Below are 20621 nucleotides of genomic sequence, written 5' to 3' on the forward strand. Positions count from 1 at the left end.
TCCGGGCCGCGGCGGGCGTGTCCGGCCTGCCTGTCAGGCCTGCCCGGATCCCAGAACGTCCAGGGCGTAGGCCAGGTCCTGCGGATAATCGCTGGCAACCGTGACGCGCTCCCCCGTCACCGGATGGTCAAACGACAGCTCCCGCGCGTGCAGCCACTGCCGCGTAAGGCCGAGGTTGGCAGCCAGTCGTGGGTCCGCGCCGTAGGTGAGGTCCCCGGCGCAAGGGTGCCGGAGCGCGGAGAAGTGGACGCGGATCTGGTGCGTCCGGCCGGTTTCAAGGTGCACTTCCACCAGGCTGGCCGTGCCGAAGGCCTCAAGCACTTCGTAGTGCGTCACGGAGGGGCGGCCGTCCTCGATCACGGCGAAGCGCCAATCGTGTCCGGGGTGGCGGCCGATCGGGGCGTCGATGGTCCCCGTCAGGGGGTCCGGGAGTCCCTGCACCACAGCGTGGTAGACCTTGTCGACCGTGCGTTCCTTGAACGCCCGCTTGAGCGCAGTGTAGGCCCGCTCGGACTTTGCGACGACCATCACGCCGGAGGTGCCGACGTCGAGCCGGTGGACGATGCCGGCCCGCTCGGGGGCACCGGAGGTGGAGATGCGGTAGCCGGCGGCGGCAAGGCCGCCCACGACGGTGGGCCCCACCCAGCCGGGCGACGGGTGCGCCGCCACGCCCACGGGCTTGTCCACAACGACGAAATCATCGTCGTCGAGCAGGATGTTCAGGCCTTCCACAGGTTCCTCCACGACTTCCAGCGGGTTGCGCTGTTCCGGGACCGTGATGTCAAGGACATCCCCGGCCACGAGTTTTGCCGACTTGCCCAGCGTTTTGCCGCCGTGGAGCACATGGCCACCGGCCAGCAACGAAGCGGCAACGGACCGCGAAATTCCCAGGATGCCGGCCAGTCCGGCGTCCGCACGTGTTCCGCCGAATGCTTCTTCGATGACGATGCGCTCAGTCATGGCCGGCCCCGTCCTTGCGTCCGCTGCCCACCCGGGTGCCGTCCAGGGCAATGCCGCGGATGGTCAGGATGCAGATGATGCCGACGGCGGACACCACCGCCGAGTCCGCGATGTTGAAGATCGCGAAGTTGGGCAGTTGAATGAAATCCACCACGTGCCCCATCCCGAAGGACGGTTCACGGAAGAGCCGGTCGGTGAGGTTGCCGAGGGCACCGCCCAGCAGAAGGCCAAGCGCCAGGGACCACCAGGCGGATCCGAGCCTGCGGACCTGGAAGAGGATGGCGATGGCGACTCCGGCCATGATGAGGGAAAACACCCAGGTGATGTTCTCGCCGATGGAAAACGCGGCACCGGAGTTCCGGATGAAGTACCAGTGCAGGAGGGGCGGCAGCACCGGAATCCGCTCGCCCTCGACCATGGTGGAGGTGACCCAGAGTTTGGTCAACTGGTCCAGGACATAGGCAAACACCGCGAATCCGGCGAAGAGGGACAGCAGCACAGCCCGGCGCGGGCGCTGGGAGGGCGGGACAGGGCGTGCGGCGTCGGCGGCAAGTTCGTCAGTCATGGTGCTTTCATTCGTAATACCGGGTGATGCCAAAAGCCGGTGGCCGAGGAATCCTCAGCCACCGGCTTTCAGAATACGTGCTGCCAGGTTAGTTGGCTTCGCTGACTTCCGGCGTCGCAACCGAGCCACGGGCTTCGAGATCGCGGAGCTGGCCCTCGATGTAGGCCTTCAGGCGTGAGCGGTAGTCGCGCTCGAAGCCGCGCAGCTGCTCCACCTTCCGCTCGAGGACCGAACGCTGCTGTTCCAGGGCACCGAGGATCTTGCGGGACTTCTCCTGGGCGTCGTTGACGAGGCTGCTGGCTTCGATCTGCGCTTCGGCGATGATCTTGTCCTTCTGGGCCTGTCCGTCGGCAACGTGGCGGTCGTGCATCTGCTGGGCCATGGCCAGCAGGCCGGCAGCGGACTCGGCGGACGCGGTAGCGGCAGGAGCCGCGGCAGCGGGGGCGGCAGCAACCGGAGCCGGCTGGACGTCCTTCTTCTTGGCGGCTTCGGCAGCCTTGGCTTCAGCCTCTGCCTTTTCGCGGGCCTCGTCCTTGTCGGCCTTGACCGGCGCGGGGACCTTCTCCACCACGGGTGCGGCGGCAGCGCTTGCCGGGACGCTGGAACCTGCTTCGGCGAGCTTCTTGCGAAGTTCGTCGTTTTCCTGGTTCAGGCGGCGAAGCTCGACGACGATCTCGTCCAGGAAGTCGTCAACCTCGTCCTGGTCGTAGCCCTCACGGAACTTGGTGGGCTGAAAGCGCTTGTTGACAACGTCTTCTGGCGTCAAAGCCATCTGGTCACCTCACTGGTCTGGTTAGTCAGTAGGCCTTCCGGCCGTCAAAACTACGGTACCTAAATTTGGTCTGCTTACTCTAATTCAACACTGCGGTGTCAAACTCGAGCTTTATTCGCTTTCACAGTAACTGTTCCCCGTCGGAGAGCACCGCTGCACAGCTGGGTCGTGTCGGTAAATCAGGCAAGGCCCCTGGTGATGTTCATCGCAATGCTGACCCCGATGAAAAGGATCAGGAAGCCCAGGTCCAGCGAAATGCCCCCCAGCCGCAGGGGCGGGATCATCCGCCGCAGGCCCTTGAGGGGAGGATCCGTGATGGAGTACACGGTGTGCGCCACCACCAGGGCCGCACCCCTGGGACGCCACTCCCTCGCGAACATCTGCACCCAGTCAAAGACCAGGCGGATGATGAGGGCGATAAAGAAGAGCAGCAGCGCGAGATAGACCAGTGCGAAAACAATTGCCATGGCTTAATTCATATCTCCGTATCCAGCGGTGTTGCCGAGCGTCTTCTCTATTTCAGCACAGATGCCAGACAGGTGTCCCTGCCTGGCATCCGGCCTCATCCTGGTGTTCAGCTTTGGTTGAAGAAACTGGCCTGCGTGTCGCTGGCCTTTTTGTCGTCGCCGATGACTTCGACATACGACGGCGAGAGCAGGAATACCTTGTTGGTCACCCGTTCGATGCTTCCGCGCAGGCCGAACACCAGCCCGGCGGAAAAGTCCACCAGCCGCTTGGCGTCAGCCTCGCCCATGTCGGTGACATTCATGATCACCGGAATCCCGTCCCGGAAGCTCTCACCGATCAGCTTGGCGTCGTTGTAGGAGCGCGGGTGGATCGTGGTGATCTGGCGGAGACCGGTGTTCTCTTCACGGCTCGACGCCGCACGCTTAATGGGAGTCACAGGGGCGCGGTATTCCTCTTCAGGGGTGTAGGACGCCTCACGGCTGACTTCGCGGACCGGCGCTGGCGCACGGCGTTCCTCGCGGTCAACTTCCATTGTTTCGTCCTCATCCTTACGTGTGGTCTGTTGCTCGGGCTCGTAATGCTCATCGCCGTCGGCGAGCCCAAGATAGATCATTGTCTTGCGCAGAGCGCCGGCCATGGTCGACTCCTAATCGTGTCCCGTAAGCGGGCCGCCCAATGATTCGACAGCACTGGGGTCCCCCGCCCATCACTTCCAACAGGACCGACGCTACCCCACTGCGGGACGGGAACCGAGAATATCGGAACCGATTCGCAGGTGTGTCGCTCCGAACCTGATGGCCTCCTCCAGGTCCTGGCTCATCCCCGCCGAGATGGCTGTGGCGCCCGGGTGCTCCGCGACCAGCCGCGCGGAAATTGCGGCCAGCTCCTCGAACGCCGGACCCGGCGGCAGGCCCAGGGGGGCAACCGCCATAACCCCGGCAAGGTTCAGGCCGGGCTCCGCGGCGATCTTCTCCGCCAGTACCGGGACGTCGGCCGGGACAGCCCCTCCCCGGTGCGTGCCGGCGTCGTCTGCATGGTCTTCAAGGTTGACCTGGATAAAGCAGTCCAGGGGCGGCCGTCCGCTGGCGTCCATCTCATTGCGGGCCGCCTTCGCCAGGGCCTCTACCAGCTGCTGCCGGTCCACGGAGTGCACTGCCGAGGCATAGCGGACCACGGACTTGGCCTTCTTCGTCTGTAGCTGGCCCACGAAGTGCCAGGTGAGAGGGCAGTCGGCGAGTTCGGCCGCTTTCGCGGCTGCTTCCTGGTCCCGGTTTTCGCCCACGTCCGTCACGCCCAGGGCAGCAAGCCGCCTGATGTCTGCGGCCGGGTGGAACTTGGTGACCACGATGAGTGCGGGCAGCCGGTCAGCGCGCCCTGCGGCTTCGGCGGCGGCAGAGATGCGCCGCCGGACCGCTGCGAGGCGCTCCGCCAGCTCATTGGTCCGGGGATCGGTCCCTGGTTCGCTGTGGGCAGGGGCGTCAGTCATGGCACCACACAACTCCGGCAAAGCGGCCGGTGTTCCGGTCCCGCCGGTACGAATACAGGCTCTCGGTCTCCAGCGTGCAGGCGCCGGAGTATTCCACCTGCACCCCTGCTGCTTCAAGCTGGCTGCGGGCTCCAGCCGGAAGGTCCAGCGCGGGGGTTCCCCACGAGGTGGCGCTCCAGCTCGCGGGTACCAGGTCCGCGACCTCGTCGCGAAGGGCCGCGGGAACCTCGTAGCAGGCGCCACACACCGATGGACCCAGCCACGCGCGGATGCCGGAGGCGCCGAGGGACACCATCCTCTCCACTGCGGCAGGCAGGACACCGTTGGCAACGCCCGGGCGCCCGGCATGGACGGCGGCGAGGACTGGACCGGTGGACGCAGTACCGGCGAGCAGAACGGGAATGCAGTCGGCCACCATGACTGCCAGTGGCAGACCGCGGGACACCATGGCGTCCGCTTCCGGTGTCGGGGAACCGGCCTCCATGACGGCAACGTTTGCTCCGTGGACCTGGTTCATGAAGCGGAGCGACCGGGGAGGGACGCCCATGGACTGCTCCACGCGGCTCCGGCGCTCCTGGACGGCTGCAGGGTCGTCGCCTACATGCAGGGCCAGGTTGCCGGCGCCGGCGTCGGTGAATGCGGCCGACACCCCCGGAAGGATGCCGGCGCGCCAATGAAACAAGCCGGTGCCTACTTCAGGAAGTCGGGGACATCCAGGTCGTCCGGGTGGGTGCCGGTCAGGTCCGGCTCCACGACGGACGGCAGGTCGACGTCGAAGCCGGAATCAGCAGGGACGGCCGACGGACGCTGCTGGCCCCAGTTGCTCAGCCCTGCCGCGCCAACACCGGCGTGAATGGGCTGCACACTGGCCTGGTGGGTGCCGCCCGGCTGCGGCTGGGCAGACGCGGGCGCGGCGGCCGGGGCGGCCGGGCGCTGCGGGGCGGCCTGGGGCTGGGACTGGTCCATGGACGGCGAGGTGGCCTTGACGTCGTCGAACCCGGCGGCGATCACGGTGACGCGCGCTTCATCGCCCAGGGCGTCGTCAATGACGGCACCGAAGATGATGTTGGCCTCGGGGTGTGCAACCTCCTGCACCAGCCGGGCCGCCTCGTTGATCTCGAACAGGCCGAGGTCCGAACCGCCCTGGATGGAGAGCAGCACGCCATGGGCGCCGTCGATCGACGCTTCCAGCAGCGGCGAGGCGATGGCCAGTTCGGCCGCCTTGACGGCACGGTCTTCGCCCCGGGCCGAACCAATGCCCATCAGTGCGGACCCAGCACCCTGCATGACGGACTTCACGTCGGCGAAGTCGAGGTTGATCAGGCCAGGGGTGGTGATGAGGTCGGTAATGCCCTGCACACCCGAGAGCAGCACCTGGTCTGCGGAGCGGAAGGCGTCCAGGACCGACACGTTGCGGTCGCTGATGGACAGCAGGCGGTCGTTGGGGATCACGATGAGGGTGTCGACTTCGTCGCGCAGGGCGTCGATGCCGGCCTCTGCGGAGCCGGCGCGGCGGCGGCCCTCGAAGGTGAACGGACGCGTGACGACACCGATGGTCAGGGCGCCGAGGGACCGGGCAATCCGGGCGACGACGGGCGCGCCGCCGGTTCCGGTTCCACCGCCTTCACCGGCGGTCACGAACACCATGTCGGCTCCGCGCAGGACTTCCTCGATTTCGTCCGCGTGGTCCTCGGCGGCCTGCTTGCCGACCTCCGGGTTGGCGCCTGCTCCGAGGCCGCGGGTCAGCTCGCGCCCGACATCGAGCTTCACGTCGGCGTCGCTCATGAGCAGTGCCTGGGCGTCGGTATTGATCGCGATGAACTCAACACCCCGAAGCCCGACCTCGATCATGCGGTTGACTGCGTTCACGCCACCGCCGCCGATGCCGACGACTTTGATGACGGCCAAGTAATTCTGCGGAGCTGCCACGTTACGTGTCCCTTGTTCGTGTCTTATTGCGAAAACTGATGGAGAGCTTGAAGGTCCACAACCTTAACCTTCGAGTTGAAGGTTATAGTTATGTCAAGTAACTCTTGTCTGTGACGGTATTTCCTCTGGTTCGGACATTCAATAACCGGGTCCGCGTGTCGGATTAATACCGGAAAAGAAAGTGCTCACCGCGTCACGGGTTGGCGCGGCACGCTGACGTCGTAGACCCGGACCGGGTTCCTCGGGTCCACGGGAGCCTTGAGGAGCGCAGCCAGGACGCGGGCCTTGAGCTCTTTCTCCGACGCATTGCCCCAGACAATGGTCTGGCCATCCACAAGCTTGAGTTCGACGGCGTCGACCGACTGGGCGGAGGCATTGGACAGTTTCGCCAGTACGTCGGCAGGCAAGGCAGCAAGGACCGCGGCGGTTGCCCGGAACAGGTCCTGGCCGATTGCACCGGCACCGCCGTCGATCACGGGCAGGGAAACCGAGGCCGGATCAGCCGTGGTGGCCAGCTGGATCCCGTCGACGTCCACGAGCTGGTACTGCTCCCCCTGCTTGACCAGCGCCACGGGAATGCGTTCATGCACCGCGACAGCGAGGGTGGATGGCGGCCGCGCCTCCACCGTTACCGACTTGACCTGGACCAACGAATTGAGGAGACCGCGCACTTCGTCGTCCGTGATCTGCGGCAGCGGCTTGCCCCGCAGTGGTTCCAGCGCAGCCTCCACCTGCCCGGGCGTGGTGAGCCGCGTCCCGGAGACAGAGATGCTCTGGAGTGCCAGCAGCGGCGAGTAGACGGCAGCTGCCAGCAGCGCGGCAACGAGTGCCAGCACCGTTCCCGTAACCAGCAGCAGCCTCTTCCGGCGCCGCTTGCCCTTGGGCTCCGGAAACGCCAGGACCGTGGCACCGGCAGGTTTCTGCTCCTTCGCCGGCTTCGGCGCAACGCCGTTCGCAGCGTCGTCGGGGACACTCCGGGACGCCGTAATCACGTCACCCGCGGCGCTACCGGACGCCTCTTTCTTCGCACCGTTTCCGGACCCGGTTTCGGGCCGCCTGCTCCGGCTGGCCGGCGAGTAGGTGGGGCGGCGGGTGCTAGCCACGCAGCGCCTCGACAATCCTGGGGCCGTATGCAGTGACATCCCCGGCGCCGACGGTCAGGACGATGTCCCCGTCGGCGGCTTCGGCCGCCACCGCCGCGACGGCGTCGCCCGCAGCCACAAGGCGTCCTCCTGCCTGCAGGTGGTCGGCGATGAGCTGGCTGCTGACCCCGGGGATGGGATCCTCCCGGGCCGGGTAGATGTCCAGGACGAATGCGGTGTCGGCAAGGTTCAACGCATCCGCAAACTCTTCCGCGAACTCGCGGGTGCGGGAAAACAGGTGCGGCTGGAACAGCACGTGGACCTTGTGGTCCCCCGCAACGGAACGCGCCGCGGCGAGGGCAGCCCGTACTTCCGTGGGGTGGTGCGCATAGTCGTCAAAGACGCGCACCCCGCGTTCCGAACCCTTCAGTTCAAAGCGGCGGGATGCCCCCGAGAATGTGGCAAGCCCGGCGGCTGCCGCGGCAGGTTCGACTCCCAGTTCCAAGGCCACGGCAAAGGCGGCTGCCGCGTTGAGCGCGTTGTGCCGGCCGGGTACCTGCAGGGCAAGGTCGAACTGCCCCTGGGCCGTGGATACGGACACGTGGCCGGGGCCGCCGTCGAGCAGCCGTACGTCCGCGTCGCCGCCGGTGCCGTAAAGAATGACCCGGGTGGTGCCGCGGGCCTTGGTCCTGCCTGCCAGCGCCAGGGCGCCGGCGTCGTCAGCGCAGGCAACCAGCACGCCGTCGGCGGGCAGCAGTGCGGTGAAACGGTCGAAGGACTCGTACACCGCTTCGGCTGTGCCATAGAAGTCCAGGTGGTCGGGCTCCACGTTGGTGACGACGGCGATGCGGGGCCGGTAGTTGAGGAAAGAACCGTCGGACTCGTCCGCCTCGGCCACGAAGATACCGGACTGCCCGGACGCGGCGTTGACGCCGAGGGCAGGAACGTTGGCGCCGATGGCGAAGGAGGGATCGAGTCCGGCGCCCTGCAGCAGGACGGTGACCATCGACGTCGTGGTGGACTTGCCGTGCGTTCCCGCGACGGTCACCACGGTGTCACTGCCCATGGTGGCCGCCAGGGCCTGGGAACGGTGGAGCACGGGCAGCCCGGCCTGCCGTGCGGCCGCAAGCTCGGGGTTGTCCTCCCGAATGGCCGAGCCGGCAACCACCGTCTGCGCGTCGCCCAGGTGTGCCGCGTCGTAGCCGACGGCGATGCGGGCACCGGCCGCGGCGAGGTCGGCCATGACAGGCAGGTCCTTGGCGTCGGAGCCGCTGACGGGCACGCCGCGGGCTACCATGATCCGGGCGACGGCGGACATGCCTACTCCCCCGATGCCGATGAAATGCACCCGGCCAAGGGCGTCCAGGCCTGCGCTGTTGGGGTTCATGCGGATACCGCTTCCAGGATGAGGCCAGCCATGCGCTGGTCGGCGTTTCGGATGCCCAGCCGGTAGGAATTGGCTTCCATGCCGGCGAGCCGTGCTTTGTCGGTGATGAGCGGGATCAGTTCCCTGGAGACCCATTCGGCCGTGAAGTCCCGGTCGGCGACCAGCAGGGCTCCGCCGGCGGCGACAAGGCCGGCGGCGTTGAGTGCCTGCTCCCCGTTGCCGATCGGCAGGGGCACCAGGATGGCGGGAACGCCAACGGCGGCCACCTCGCAGACCGTGGCGGCACCCGACCGGGCCAGCAGCAGGTCTGCTGCCGCGTAGGCAAGCTCCATGCCGTCGACGTACTCCACCTGGCGGTAGCCGGGGGCGGCCAGCGGCTGTCCACCCTCATCCAGGACGGTCTTGCCGCGGCCAGTGATGTGCAGGGTCTGGATGCCCGCGGCGGACAATTGCCCCACGGCCGAGGCGATGGTTCGGTTGATGCTTTGGGCGCCCGAGGATCCGCCGGTAACGATCAGGGTGGGCTGGTGGGGGTCGAGTCCGAGTGCTTCGCGGGCCGCGGCGCGGGCGGCTTTGCGGTCCAGTCCGGAGATTTCGGTCCGCATGGGCATCCCGACGTGCACGGCGTTCCGCAGGGGGGTTCCCTCGAACGCCACGGCAACCCGCGCGTTCAGGAGGGCACCCACGCGGTTTGCGAGCCCGGGCCGGGCATTCGCCTCATGGATCACGATGGGGATCCGCCGCTTCCGCGCCGCGAGGTACATGGGGGTGCAGACGTAGCCGCCCACGCCCACCAGGACGTCTGCCGCCGCGTTGTCCAGGATAGCTCCGGCCTGGTGGACGGCGCCGGACAGCCGGGCGGGCAGGCGCAGCAGGTCGGCCGACGGCCTCCGCGGGAAGGGCACGCGGTCGATGGTGGCCAGTTTGACGCCTGCGGCGGGAACCAGCCGGGTCTCCATCCCGGAAGGTGTTCCCACGGCGAGGATGGCGGCCTCCGGCGAGGCGCTCCGAAGGGCGGCCGCAATGGCGAGGAGGGGGCTGATGTGGCCTGCTGTTCCGCCGCCGGCCAGGACGATGGAGGGTTGTGTCGGAGTCATCTCTGGTTAGGCACGCTTCCTTGCAGTCTTTTGTTTGGGCTTGGCGCCCCGCCCTTTCCGGGCCTTGAACTTGAGCATCCGCTTGGGCCGGATGGCGGGCGCCATCTGCTCCCGGGCCAGGGACAGGACCACGCCGATGGCACACAGCGACATCAGCAGCGCCGATCCGCCGTAGGAGATGAACGGCAGTGGAACACCGATAACCGGCATCAGGCCTGTCACCACCGACATGTTGACGGTGGCCTGGCCGAGCAGCCAGACCATGATGGTGCCGGCCAGGACCCGGTGGAACATGTCGGCCTGGGCCACCACAACGCGGTAGATGGCGGCGCCGAGGATGGCAAAGAGGACCAGGACGACGACGGTCCCCACCAGCCCGAGCTCCTCGCCAATGATGGCGAAGATAAAGTCGTTGTGCGCTTCGGGGATCCAGCTGTACTTCTGCCGGCTCTGCCCCAGGCCCACCCCGAGCCACCCGCCCGAGGCGAGGCCATAGAGGCCGTTTGTGGCCTGGTAGTTCGCGTCGATCCCGTCGGCGCACGATTGGCCCGTCCACCATGAGGTGATGCGGCACATGCGGTTCGAGCTGGTGACGGCCATGACGGCGGTGCCGGCGGCGGCGACGACGCCCGCGATGCCGAAAAGGTAGAGCGGAACGCCTGCGAAGAAGAGGGCGGCCGCGACGATCATCATGATGATCATCGCGGTGCCGAGGTCGTTGCCCACGAGGACCAGGCCGACGATGACCGCGGCCACGGGCACCGCCGGGACCAGCACGTGCTGCCAGCGGCTGATCAGCTGCCCCTTCCGGGCGAGGACGGTGGCCATCCAGAGGGCGAGGGCGAGTTTGGCTGCCTCGGACGGCTGGAAAGTCACGCCGCCGAGGTCGATCCAGTTCCGGTTGCCGTTGATCTCGTCACCGATGACCTGCACCAGGCCCAGGAGCACCACGGCTGCGCCGATGCCCGGCCACGCAAGCCGCTTGAGCCAGACGACATTGACGCGCGAGAGCACGAACATGGTGGAGATTCCGAGCGCCGCGAAGATGCCCTGCTTCAGGGCGTCCCCGTAGGGCGACTTGCCCGCGGCGATGGATTCGACGCTTGAGGCCGACAGGACCATCATGATCCCGATGGCCGTCAGGGCCAGGGTGGCCCCGAGGATGAGGTAGTACGTGGAGCCGTTCCGTGACGTGCCCGTTCCCTCCAGGGCGGACCAGAACCTGCGGTAGATGGTCCGCAGCCTCTCGACAGGGACAGCGTTGCCCCGTGCTGCCGTGGCGGTGGACCCGGGGCGCGGCTTGCCACCCTGTGGCCGGGTGGGCGTGCTGACCATTGTTACTCCTCGCCGGTCTGGGCCTGCCCTTCCACAAGCTCGCGGACAGCGTCGATGAAAGCACCACCACGGTGAGCATAGGAAGAGAACTGATCCATGGACGCAGCTGCCGGAGCCATCAGCACGGTATCGCCGGACCCGGCCAGCCGCGCTGCTGACGCAACGGCCCTGGCCATCACCTGCTCTCCGTTGCCGGAGGATCCGGCCTGGGTGCCGCCAGGTGCCCCGGCAGTCTGCACTCCTTCAGTGTCACCCGGGCCCGGCTCGATCACCGGGACATCGGGCGCGTGTCGCTGGAGGGCCTCGCGGAGCGCGGAGGTGTCTGTTCCGATCAGGACCACGGCCTTCAGCCGGTGGGCGTGTTCGCGGACCAGGTCGTCATAGGTCACGCCTTTGGAGAGCCCGCCGGCGATCCACACAACATTGCTGAACGCCGACAGGGAAGCAGAGGCGGCGTGCGGGTTGGTGGCCTTGGAGTCGTTGATCCAGAGGACGCCGTTCATGCGGGCCACGGGCTGGATGCGGTGGTCGCCCGGGATGTAGTCCTGGATGCCCTGGCGCACAGCCTTCGGCTCAACCCCGTAGGCCCGGACCAGGGCCGCGGCAGCCAGGGCATTGGCCACCATGTGCCGGGGCGCCAGCGGACCGAGGTCCGTCATGGCCGCCAGTTCAGCTGCGCTGTCCTTGCGCTCTTCGATGAAGGCGCGGTCCACCAGCAGTCCCTCCACGACGCCCAGCATGCTGATCGCGGGAGTGAGGGTCGTGAATGCGACGGCGCGGCATCCTTCCACCACGTCGGCGTTCTCCACCATCCGTTCGGTTTCCACCTGCTCGGCATTGTAGATGCAGGCCTTTTGGGTGCGTTCGTACACTTTGGCCTTGTCCGCCAGGTAGGAATCGTAGGAGCCATGCCAGTCGACGTGGTCCTCGGCCACGTTCAGGCAAACGCTGGCCACCGGCGAAACGGACTCTGCCCAGTGGAGCTGGAAGCTCGAGAGTTCGACGGCGAAGACGTCGTATTCCACCGGATCCCGGAGGGCATCCAGGATGGGTGTTCCCACGTTGCCCACCGCAATGGCCTTCAACCCGCCGGCCCTCAGCATGGACTCGGTGAGGCCAACGGTGGTGGTCTTTCCGTTGGTGCCCGTGATGGTCAGCCAGTCGGCCGTCTTCCTGCCCTCGCGGATCCGCACGCGCCAGGCGAGTTCCACGTCGCCCCACACCGGAATGTGGGCGCGTGCCGCCGCGGCGAGCAGGGCCTGGTCCGGCCGCCAGCCGGGCGAGGTGACAATCAGTTCGGGGAGTTCGCCGTCGATCCTGGGTATCCGGGTGACAGCATCCGGGCCCAGCAGCACGTCTGCGGCGCCGACGATCTTCAGGGTGTCCGCGTGCGCGCGGGCAGTCTCACTGGTAGCGGCGTCCACCACCACGACGCGTGCCCCGAGTTCAATGAGCGTATCCGCGGCGGCGAAGCCTGAAACTCCGATCCCGGTGACGGCCACCCGGAGGCCGGCCCAATCCGAGTCCCAGGAGACGAGGTTCTGCAGTCGGGGGGAAATGGTCATAGCAGTACAACCCATTCAGCGTAGAAAATACCCAGTCCGACGGCGACGAACAGTCCGCCCAGGATCCAGAACCGGACGACAACAGTGACCTCGGCCCAGCCCTTCAGTTCGAAGTGGTGCTGCAGCGGCGCCATCTTGAACACGCGCTTGCCCCCGGTGGCTTTGAAGTACCCCACCTGGATGATGACCGAGAGGGTGATCAGGACGAAGAGGCCGCCCACGATCCCGAGGAGGAGTTCGGTCCTGGAGAGGATGGCGAATCCGGCGACGGCTCCGCCAATGGCCAGTGAGCCGGTGTCGCCCATGAAGATCTTGGCGGGCGAGGTATTCCACCAGAGGAATCCCACCAGCGCGGCACTGAGGATCGCGGCCAGGAGCGCCAGGTCCAGCGGGTCCCGGACGAGGTAGCAGCCGCTGCCGGCTTCCCTCGGAGAGCCGCAGGCCTGGTTGCTCTGCCAGATGCCCATGAGCGTATATGCGCCGAAGACCATGACGGATGCGCCGGCGGCCAGCCCGTCCAGGCCGTCCGTCAGGTTCACGCCGTTGGTGGCAGCGGTGACGATGATGTTGGACCAGATCACGAACAGGATGGCACCGAGGACGGTGCCTCCGAAGGCGAGGTCAAGCCATGGCAGGTCCCGGACGAGGGAAATTTTGGTCGACGCCGGCGTGAGGCCTGCGTCGTTGGGAAAGTTCAGCGCCAGCACCGCAAAGATGATGCCCACCAGCCCCTGCAGGACCAGCTTGGCTTTGGCGTTCAGCCCGAGGCTGCGCTGCCGGGAGATCTTGATGAAGTCGTCCAGGAAGCCCACCAGGCCCATGCCCACCATGAGGAAGAGCAGGATGAGGGCGGATGCGGACGGTCCGGGCGAATCGGGGTTCATCATCAGCATGATGAGATGGGTCAGCCCGTAGCTGAGGAGCACCGCAGCCACCACCACCGTTCCGCCCATGGTCGGCGTGCCGCGCTTGGTGTGGTGCGACGTCGGTCCGTCGTCGCGGATGAACTGGCCGTAGCCCCGGCGCACCAGGAGCCGGATGAAAAGCGGGGTGCCCACCAGGGCGCACAGCAGTGCCAGGCCCGCACCGATCAAAAGTGCAATCACAGCAGAGTGCTCCTTTCGTCGGCAGGTCGCGGGGTTGGTGGCAATGCTATCCGATCGCCCAAATGGCGAAGTCCCACGCTGTTGGAAGACTTGAACAGCACCAGGTCGCCCGGCTGCAGTTCGGCGTCCAGAACCTCATAGGCCTCATCAACGGTTTCCGCGAAGAGGCATTCGTCACCCCAGGAGCCTTCCTGGACTGCCGAGACGTAGAGGGCACGGGCTTCGCGCCCCACCACCAGGAGCCTGGAGATGTTCAGGCGGACCACTTGGGTGCCGACGGCAGTGTGTTCGCGGATGGAGTCATCGCCGAGTTCCAGCATGGCCCCCAGGACCGCCCAGGTGCGGCGGCCCCGGCCGAGGTCGGCCAGGGTGCGCAGCGCGGCGCGCATCGACTCCGGGTTGGCGTTGTACGCGTCGTTGATGATGGTGACGCCGTCTTCGCGTTCGGTGCGTTCCATGCGCCAGCGGCTGGCGGCGGCCTGGTTGCTGAGGGACCGGGCAATGTGCTCACCGGGCACCCCTGCTGCCCAGGCTGCGGCAGCAGCAGCGAGGAGGTTCCCGGTGTGGTGGGCGCCGATGAGCCGGCTGCTGACGTGGCGCGGGTCCGCGCCGTCAGGCAGTTGAAGATCAAATTCAGGGCTTCCGCCCGCGTTGGTGTCGGCGTTCAGCGCCTGCACTTGAGCGTCGGGCCGTCCTTCAGCGGAGAAACCAATGACTGTGGCTTCGGTGCGGCTGCGCATGGCAGCAACACGTTCGTCGTCGAGGTTGATGATGGCGGTGCCGGCGGCACTAAGGCCTTCGACCATCTCGCCCTTGGCCAGCGCAATGTTATCCACTCCCCCGAACTCGCCGGCATGTGCCGTTCCCACCGCGAGGACAACGCCGATGTCCGGCTTGACCATCTCCGAGAGGTAGCGGATGTGGCCGATGCCGGTGGCGCCCATTTCGATGACCAGGTAGCGGGTATCGGTTCCGGCCCGGAAGACCGTGAGTGGCACGCCGACCTCGCCGTTGTAGGAGCCCTGTGGCGCGACCGTGTTGCCCTGGGTGGCAAGGATTCCCGCCAGGAGGTCCTTGGTGGTGGTCTTCCCGGCAGAGCCGGTGATGCCGACGACGGTGAGCTGGTCGCCGGCTTCGGCGCGGGCAGCACGGATGCGGCGGACGGCTTCGGCGGCAATGGCGCCCATGGCGAGGACGGCGTCCGGTACCACGATGGACGGGTAGGTGGTTCCGTCCGGGGCCACAGTGGGTCGCTCGACGAGGGCCAGGGTTGCCCCCGCGTCGAAGGCCGCCGCGATGAAGTCGTGGCCGTCGGCGTGCTCGCCCGGCTTGGCGACGTAGAGCGAGCCCTGGGTCGCTTCGCGTGAATCCGTCACCACCGACAGGGGCGTGATTCCGGGATCGGCGTCCAGGCGCCCGCTGGTGATGTCGGCAATTTCCGCCGCTGTGAATGCAATCATCTCGGTCTAGGACTCTATCCGGTCGTCATGGAGAACGTTGAATCCCCTGGCTGTCAAGGCAGCGCGCAGCTCCACCCTGTCGTCCAGGGCAAGATTCACGCCTTTCACTTCCTGCCACACCTCGTGGCCGCGGCCGGCAACGAGAATCGTGTCCTGCGGGCGCGCCAGTTCGACGGCACGCCGGATGGCTTCATCGCGCGGGAAGACCTCCAGCAACTGTGAGCCCAGCGGTTCAGTGTCAACAGCCTCGCGGGCTCCTGCCATCACGTCGGCCCGGATCGCCGCAGCGTCCTCGTCATGGGGATCGTCGTCGGTGATGATCACGGTGTCGGCAAGCCGGGCGGCGATGGCGCCCATCGCGGGACGCTTGCCCTGGTCCCGTTGTCCGGTGGCGCCGAAAACGACGATCAGGCGGGAGTCGGGTTCCGGCGACCGGACTGCTTCCAGTGCCCGCGCCAGGGCGTCGGTGTTGTGGGCGAAGTCGACCACGGCGGCTGGCCGCTCGGCGACCAGTTCCATGCGTCCTGGGACTGCCACTGTCAGGGGATCGCGCCTGTCCAGCGCGTCCTGCAGGGACGCCACCTCCACCCCCGCCGTGAGCACCATGACCACCGCCAGGGCGGCGTTGGCGACGTTGAAGCCGCCCGGCAGCCCGGTGTGGATGTCCAGGGTGGCACCCTCCGGCCCGGAGAGCGTAAAGTCGGTGCCCAGTCCGCGGGCCTCTGCCCGGGTGACTGTCCAGTCGGCAGGCGTTCCAGCGCTGGTGCTGACGGTGGTGACCGGCACCTCGGCGGCGCCGGCGAGGCGGCGGCCCCATTCGTCGTCGACCATCACCACTGCCTTGCGGGCCCGCCGGGGAGTGAACAGCTCCGCCTTGGTGGCGAAGTAGCCCTCCATGCTGTGATGCAGGTCCAGATGGTCCTGGGTGAGGTTGGTGAAGCCGGCGACATCGAACACCACTCCATCGACGCGCTGGTACGAGATGGCGTGTGACGAGACTTCCATGGCCGCCGCGTCGAGGCCCTTCTCGCGCATGAGTGCCAGCAGCCCATGGACCTCCGTGGACTCCGGCGTGGTGAGGAGGCTGGGAATAGGCTCCCCGCCGGCGAGGATTTCGATCGTGCCGATGAGGCCGCTGCGCTTCCCCAACGCACGAAGCAGCGAGGTAATGAAGTACGTGGTGGTGGTCTTCCCATTCGTGCCTGTCACCCCGAACAGCGGCAGCGGGTTTCCCGCCTGGCTCCGGTAGATCATGGCGGACAGCGGCCCAACGTCGTTGCGCGGGTTGTCCACGACGATCACCGGGACGGCCGTATCGGTGGACAGCGCAAGAAGGCGCGCGCCGGCGTCGTCTGTCAGGACTGCTGCCGCACCTGCCTTGATGGCGTCCGAAACGAAGTCGGCACCATGCCTGCTGGCGCCGGGCAACGCCACGTACAGGTCCCCGGGCTCCACGGTACGCGAGTTGAGGGATATGCCGGAGATCTCCACGTCGGCGGCAGGTGCCGGCACGGCCACGCCGAGGGCCTCCCCGACGGCGGCCAGGCGGACTGCCTCTACGACTGCAGGCCGGAAGCGGCCCTGGCTGGCGTCCCCGGCAGCTTCGCCGCCGGGCGTGGTGAACTCTGACAAGGGGATCTCCGATGGTGCTAGTGATCGCGCCCGGCGTTGATCGGCCGGGCACTGTGATGCGCTGGATGCTGCTGGTACTTCCGGCGTGGCGGACGGTTACTTGGCGTACTGGGGCATCCGGGCCGGTTCGCCGGTCGAAGGCTGGACGTTGTAGGTGCGCAGTGTCTGGCTCATGACGGACCGGAACACCGGCCCGTTGGTGATGCCATAGATGCTGCCCTTCGGCCGCTGGAGCACCACCTCCACAATAAACCGCGGATCATCCATCGGCGCCATTCCCACGATGGATGCTGTGTAGCCGCAGTAGCCTGACTTGCCGTCGTCGCAGGGTGATTCCGACGTGCCCGTCTTGGCTCCCACCCGGTAACCGTCAATCCCTGCGTCCTTGATCTCGCCCTCGGTCACGGCACTTTCCAGGATGTCCTGGACCTGCTGGGCCGTTTCGTTGGAGACGATCTCGCGGGAAGGCTGCGCCGGTACTTTTTCTTCGGTGCCATCCGGGGCAATGTACGAATCGATCAGCCGCGGCTGCAGCATCACACCGTTGTTCGCGATGCTCTGGTAGGCGCGGACGGTCTGCAGCGTGGACTGCGAGACGCCCTGCCCGAAGAGGACCGTGTACTGCTGGCGGCCGTCCCACTGGTCCGCGGGGGTGAGGATGCCGGAGGCTGTCGCCGGGAGGCCGATGTCCGGGGCCTCCCCGATGCCGAACTTCTTCAGCCAGTCGTAGCGCTGTTCCTTGCTCAGCCGCTGTCCGGCCATCACCGTACCGGTGTTCATGGAGTAGCCGATGATGCCCGCCAGCGTCCGTTCCTCGGTGCCGTGGGTAAACGCGTCGCTGAACGTCTGCCCGTCCACCGTATAGGTGGGCGGAATGGTGAACCTGTCCAGCGGGCTGGCGAGGCCTTCATCGATGACGGCGGCAGCCGTCATCATCTTTTCCACCGATCCGGGTTCGTAGGCCGCCGTCACCGACCGCACCCCGCGGTCCTTCGCGGCCACCAGGCCGGGGTTGTTCGGGTCGGGCGAATTCGTGTCGGCCAGGGCAAGGAGGTTGCCCGTCTTGGCATCCATCACGATGATGACGCCCCATTCCGCGCTCAGCTTGTCCGCCTGGCTCTGGATGGCCTGCTGCGCGAAGTACTGGAGGTCCGAGTTCAGGGTGAGCTTGACGTCCTTGCCGTTCTGCGGCGGAGTGAGCTCGTCGACTCCGACGGGGATACGGAGGCCGTCGGCACCGATTTCGAACAGGCGCTTGCCGTCCTTGCCCTTGAGCAGGTCGTCCTGGGTCTGTTCGATGCCGGCCTGTCCTGTGGTGCCGTCCTGCAGGAAGCCCACCACTCCCCCCGCAACCGCACCGTTCGGATATACGCGCTTGCTCACGCCTTCGGCAACGATCCCTGGCACCTGGAGCTTGGAAATCCGGTCCTCGACGTCGGGCTTCACGTCCTTGGCCACGATGTAATAGGGCTGCTGTCCCGTCACGGCATCACGGACGGCGTTGGTCTCCATGCCCAGGGCCGCGGCAAGTTCGGTAATCGCCTGGTCGCGGCTGACGTCCACCAGTTTCTCGTGGCCGTCCGTCTGTTCCAGCCGCTTATAGGAGTCAGTCTTGGTGTTGACCCGCTGGTCAACGACGATGTTGTACCGGATGACGCTGTTCGCGAGGACGGTGCCGCGGGAGTCCAGGATGCTGCCGCGCTCTGCGGGCAGCACTGCGGAGGTCATGCGGCTGTTCACTGCTGCCTCGGCCATGCCGCCCACGTCCAGGCCCTGGACCAGGAAGAGCTTTCCGCCCACCACCAGCAGGAGCGTGAGCATAATGCCGAGCCCCAGGCGCAGGCGCTTGGTGGCGTTGGGCACCTTGCTTGTTCCTGCCTTGCCGGACTTTTGCGCCACCGTGTAATCCCTTGCTGCTTGACCCTGCTGCCTGACCTGCCTGTTGACCTACTGCCCGGGGACCTTCTGCTGCGGCGCCGGAACGGAGCCGCCGTGAAGCTCAGGAGCCGGGGCAGCCGAAGCCGCCGGCGCCGGCGTGGTTGCAGGAGCCGGGCTTGCCGCCCCGGCGGCTGCAGCCTTGTCCGCTGCGGCCTTATCCGCCGCAGCCTTGTCCGCCACAGCCTTGTCCGCCGCGACTTTGTCCGCCGACGGAACAATTTGCTGGCCGGCCACCGCCGGAGCAGGAATGACGGCTCCCGCGGCAGCACCCTTGGCTGCCGGCGTCGCTTTTCCTGTCACGGACAGCGTGGACAGGTCGATCTGGCCCTTGACGGTGGATGCCACCATTCCCAGCTCCGTGGCCTTGGCGGCCAGGTTCTGGGGAGCCTCGTAGCCCTGCACCTGCTGGGTAAGGTCCTGGTTCTGCTTGGTCAGGGTGCTCTGCTTGGCGCGCAGCTCCACCAGCTGGTACTGGGCAGTGGATACCGAGATGTTCAGGACCAGCACGGCGAGCAGTGCCACCGCCAGCATGGCGAAGCAGAGCACCACGAAAGGGGCCCGGCGCTTGCGCGGGGCTGTGCGCACCACGGAGAGCGGGGTGCGGCCCTTCCGGCCGTCGCCGGGCGCACCTGCCGGCCTGGCATCAGCCGCCGAACTGCCGGAGACAACGGGAAAGTTCTTGACGGCGGCGGTGCTCATGCAGCTCTCCTGGCTCTGATTCGTTCGGCCGCGCGCAGCCTTGCGGAGGCAGCGCGGGGGTTTTCGGCGATTTCGACGGCGGTGGGCACCTCGGTGCCTTTGGTCAGGGTCTTCAGTTCGGGCTTGTGTTCCTCCAGCTCCACGGGGAAGCCAAGGGGGGCCGAGGACTTGGAGCGGGCCTGGAAGACGCTCTTGACGATCTTGTCTTCCAGTGAGTGGTAGGACATGACCACGATGCGGCCGCCCAATGCGAGTGAGTCAACGGCAGCCGGTACGGCCCGTTCCAGGACGTCAAGCTCTTCGTTGACCTCGATCCGCAGGGCCTGGAAAGTGCGCTTCGCAGGGTGGCCGCCGGACTTTGCGGCTGCGGCCGGGACGACGGACCGGATTTGTTCGACCAGCTCGCCGGTGGTGGTGAACGGCTTGGCGGCACGTGCTGTGACGATCCGGTTGGCGATCCGGCCGGCGAACTTCTCTTCGCCCCACTTCCGGATGATCCTGACCAGGTCTTCCTCGCTGTACGTGTTCACGACGTCGGCAGCAGTTTGGCCCCGGCTCGTGTCCATGCGCATATCCAGGGGCGCATCAAAGGAGTAGGCGAACCCGCGGTCCCGCTCGTCGAGCTGGAGCGAAGAGACGCCCAGGTCCATCAGGATGCCATGGACTTCGGCAACCCCGAGGTCTTCCAGGACGTCCTGGATTTCGTCGTACACGGCGTGGACGAGGTCCGTCCGGGAGGCGAACGGCGCCAGCCGTTCCCCCGCCAGAGCGAGGGCTTCCTCGTCGCGGTCGATGCCGATCAAGTGGAGATCCGGGAAGCGCTGCAGCATGGCCTCGGAGTGGCCACCCATGCCCAGCGTGGCGTCCACGGCGACCGGCGTTTCACCGCGGAGCCTGGCAGCTTCGAATCCCGGTGCCAACAAATTGATGCACCGGTCCCGCAGGACCGGCACATGGCGTTCGGACGTGGGCTTGGGTTGATCGTTCATGCCTGGTCCTTTCCCGCCGTCGTTGTCACCTGCTGCTTCTGGAACCAGATCCCCATCCGCGCCTACCGTCCCGCCCGCCTGGCTCCGGGGAAGGTGAGCCAGGTTGGCAGCCGATGGGCCGGCTGGAGATCTCATCCAAGAAGCCACCCGC

General features: G+C 66.9%; 19 protein-coding genes. All 19 read right to left on the bottom strand.

The annotated features are described in order from the left end of the window. Positions 1-33: 33 nt before the first annotated feature. The 19 genes from AC3IMC_RS18760 to rsmH all read right to left on the bottom strand — a co-directional run bounded on the left by AC3IMC_RS18760 (position 34) and on the right by rsmH (position 20470). Complete coding sequence (locus AC3IMC_RS18760) at positions 34-960, bottom strand: RluA family pseudouridine synthase (RefSeq protein WP_490920284.1); 927 nt, start codon at positions 958-960, stop codon at positions 34-36. Then, the gene (gene lspA / locus AC3IMC_RS18765; protein WP_490920285.1) at positions 953-1525 is read right to left on the bottom strand and encodes a signal peptidase II; all 573 of its coding nucleotides are present in this window, start codon (positions 1523-1525) and stop codon (positions 953-955) included. Before lspA ends, AC3IMC_RS18760 begins: the two co-directional genes overlap by 8 nt. An 88-nt stretch (positions 1526-1613) precedes the next feature. Beyond that, positions 1614-2297 (bottom strand): DivIVA domain-containing protein, encoded by a 684-nt coding sequence (locus tag AC3IMC_RS18770; RefSeq protein WP_490920286.1) that lies wholly within the window; start codon positions 2295-2297, stop codon positions 1614-1616. 179 nt (positions 2298-2476) lie between these two features. Continuing rightward, positions 2477-2764 (bottom strand): YggT family protein, encoded by a 288-nt coding sequence (locus tag AC3IMC_RS18775; protein WP_454485225.1) that lies wholly within the window; start codon positions 2762-2764, stop codon positions 2477-2479. A gap of 107 nt (positions 2765-2871) precedes the next feature. Continuing rightward, the gene (locus tag AC3IMC_RS18780; RefSeq protein ID WP_221387504.1) at positions 2872-3402 is read right to left on the bottom strand and encodes a cell division protein SepF; all 531 of its coding nucleotides are present in this window, start codon (positions 3400-3402) and stop codon (positions 2872-2874) included. A 90-nt stretch (positions 3403-3492) separates the two neighbouring features. Then, positions 3493-4251, bottom strand: a complete 759-nt coding sequence (locus AC3IMC_RS18785; protein ID WP_490920287.1) for a YggS family pyridoxal phosphate-dependent enzyme — start codon at positions 4249-4251, stop codon at positions 3493-3495. Continuing rightward, positions 4244-4933, bottom strand: coding sequence for a purine nucleoside phosphorylase YfiH/LACC1 family protein (locus AC3IMC_RS18790; protein WP_490920289.1), 690 nt, complete (start codon positions 4931-4933; stop codon positions 4244-4246). The genes AC3IMC_RS18785 and AC3IMC_RS18790 overlap by 8 nt, the downstream gene beginning before the upstream one ends. Before the next feature lie 8 nt (positions 4934-4941). Beyond that, the gene (ftsZ, locus tag AC3IMC_RS18795; RefSeq protein ID WP_490920290.1) at positions 4942-6180 is read right to left on the bottom strand and encodes a cell division protein FtsZ; all 1239 of its coding nucleotides are present in this window, start codon (positions 6178-6180) and stop codon (positions 4942-4944) included. A gap of 185 nt (positions 6181-6365) precedes the next feature. Then, a complete protein-coding gene (locus AC3IMC_RS18800; RefSeq protein ID WP_490920291.1) occupies positions 6366-7283 on the bottom strand; it encodes a cell division protein FtsQ/DivIB in 918 nt (305 codons plus the stop codon). Continuing rightward, complete coding sequence (gene murC / locus AC3IMC_RS18805) at positions 7276-8649, bottom strand: UDP-N-acetylmuramate--L-alanine ligase (RefSeq protein WP_490920293.1); 1374 nt, start codon at positions 8647-8649, stop codon at positions 7276-7278. Before murC ends, AC3IMC_RS18800 begins: the two co-directional genes overlap by 8 nt. Beyond that, positions 8646-9746 carry an undecaprenyldiphospho-muramoylpentapeptide beta-N-acetylglucosaminyltransferase gene (murG, locus tag AC3IMC_RS18810; RefSeq protein ID WP_490920295.1) on the bottom strand — a complete coding sequence of 367 codons (1101 nt, stop codon included), beginning with the start codon at positions 9744-9746 and terminating at the stop codon, positions 8646-8648. The genes murC and murG overlap by 4 nt, the downstream gene beginning before the upstream one ends. Before the next feature lie 6 nt (positions 9747-9752). Continuing rightward, positions 9753-11081 carry a putative lipid II flippase FtsW gene (gene ftsW / locus AC3IMC_RS18815; protein WP_490920297.1) on the bottom strand — a complete coding sequence of 443 codons (1329 nt, stop codon included), beginning with the start codon at positions 11079-11081 and terminating at the stop codon, positions 9753-9755. 2 nt (positions 11082-11083) lie between these two features. Then, positions 11084-12646, bottom strand: coding sequence for a UDP-N-acetylmuramoyl-L-alanine--D-glutamate ligase (gene murD, locus AC3IMC_RS18820; protein WP_490920299.1), 1563 nt, complete (start codon positions 12644-12646; stop codon positions 11084-11086). Next, positions 12643-13752, bottom strand: coding sequence for a phospho-N-acetylmuramoyl-pentapeptide-transferase (mraY, locus tag AC3IMC_RS18825; protein WP_490920301.1), 1110 nt, complete (start codon positions 13750-13752; stop codon positions 12643-12645). Before mraY ends, murD begins: the two co-directional genes overlap by 4 nt. Further along, positions 13749-15212: a UDP-N-acetylmuramoyl-tripeptide--D-alanyl-D-alanine ligase gene (locus AC3IMC_RS18830; RefSeq protein ID WP_490920302.1), complete on the bottom strand. Its 1464-nt coding sequence runs from the start codon at positions 15210-15212 to the stop codon at positions 13749-13751. The genes mraY and AC3IMC_RS18830 overlap by 4 nt, the downstream gene beginning before the upstream one ends. Before the next feature lie 6 nt (positions 15213-15218). Continuing rightward, positions 15219-16844, bottom strand: coding sequence for a UDP-N-acetylmuramoyl-L-alanyl-D-glutamate--2,6-diaminopimelate ligase (locus AC3IMC_RS18835; RefSeq protein WP_490920304.1), 1626 nt, complete (start codon positions 16842-16844; stop codon positions 15219-15221). Positions 16845-16940: 96 nt separating this feature from the next. Further along, positions 16941-18743: a peptidoglycan D,D-transpeptidase FtsI family protein gene (locus AC3IMC_RS18840; protein ID WP_490920306.1), complete on the bottom strand. Its 1803-nt coding sequence runs from the start codon at positions 18741-18743 to the stop codon at positions 16941-16943. 48 nt (positions 18744-18791) lie between these two features. Then, positions 18792-19481, bottom strand: a complete 690-nt coding sequence (gene ftsL, locus AC3IMC_RS18845) for a cell division protein FtsL (RefSeq protein WP_490920308.1) — start codon at positions 19479-19481, stop codon at positions 18792-18794. Then, positions 19478-20470, bottom strand: a complete 993-nt coding sequence (gene rsmH / locus AC3IMC_RS18850) for a 16S rRNA (cytosine(1402)-N(4))-methyltransferase RsmH (protein WP_490920311.1) — start codon at positions 20468-20470, stop codon at positions 19478-19480. Before rsmH ends, ftsL begins: the two co-directional genes overlap by 4 nt. Between the last annotated feature and the right edge of the window lie 151 nt (positions 20471-20621).

It is taken from the genome of Arthrobacter sp. E70, assembly GCF_058266945.1.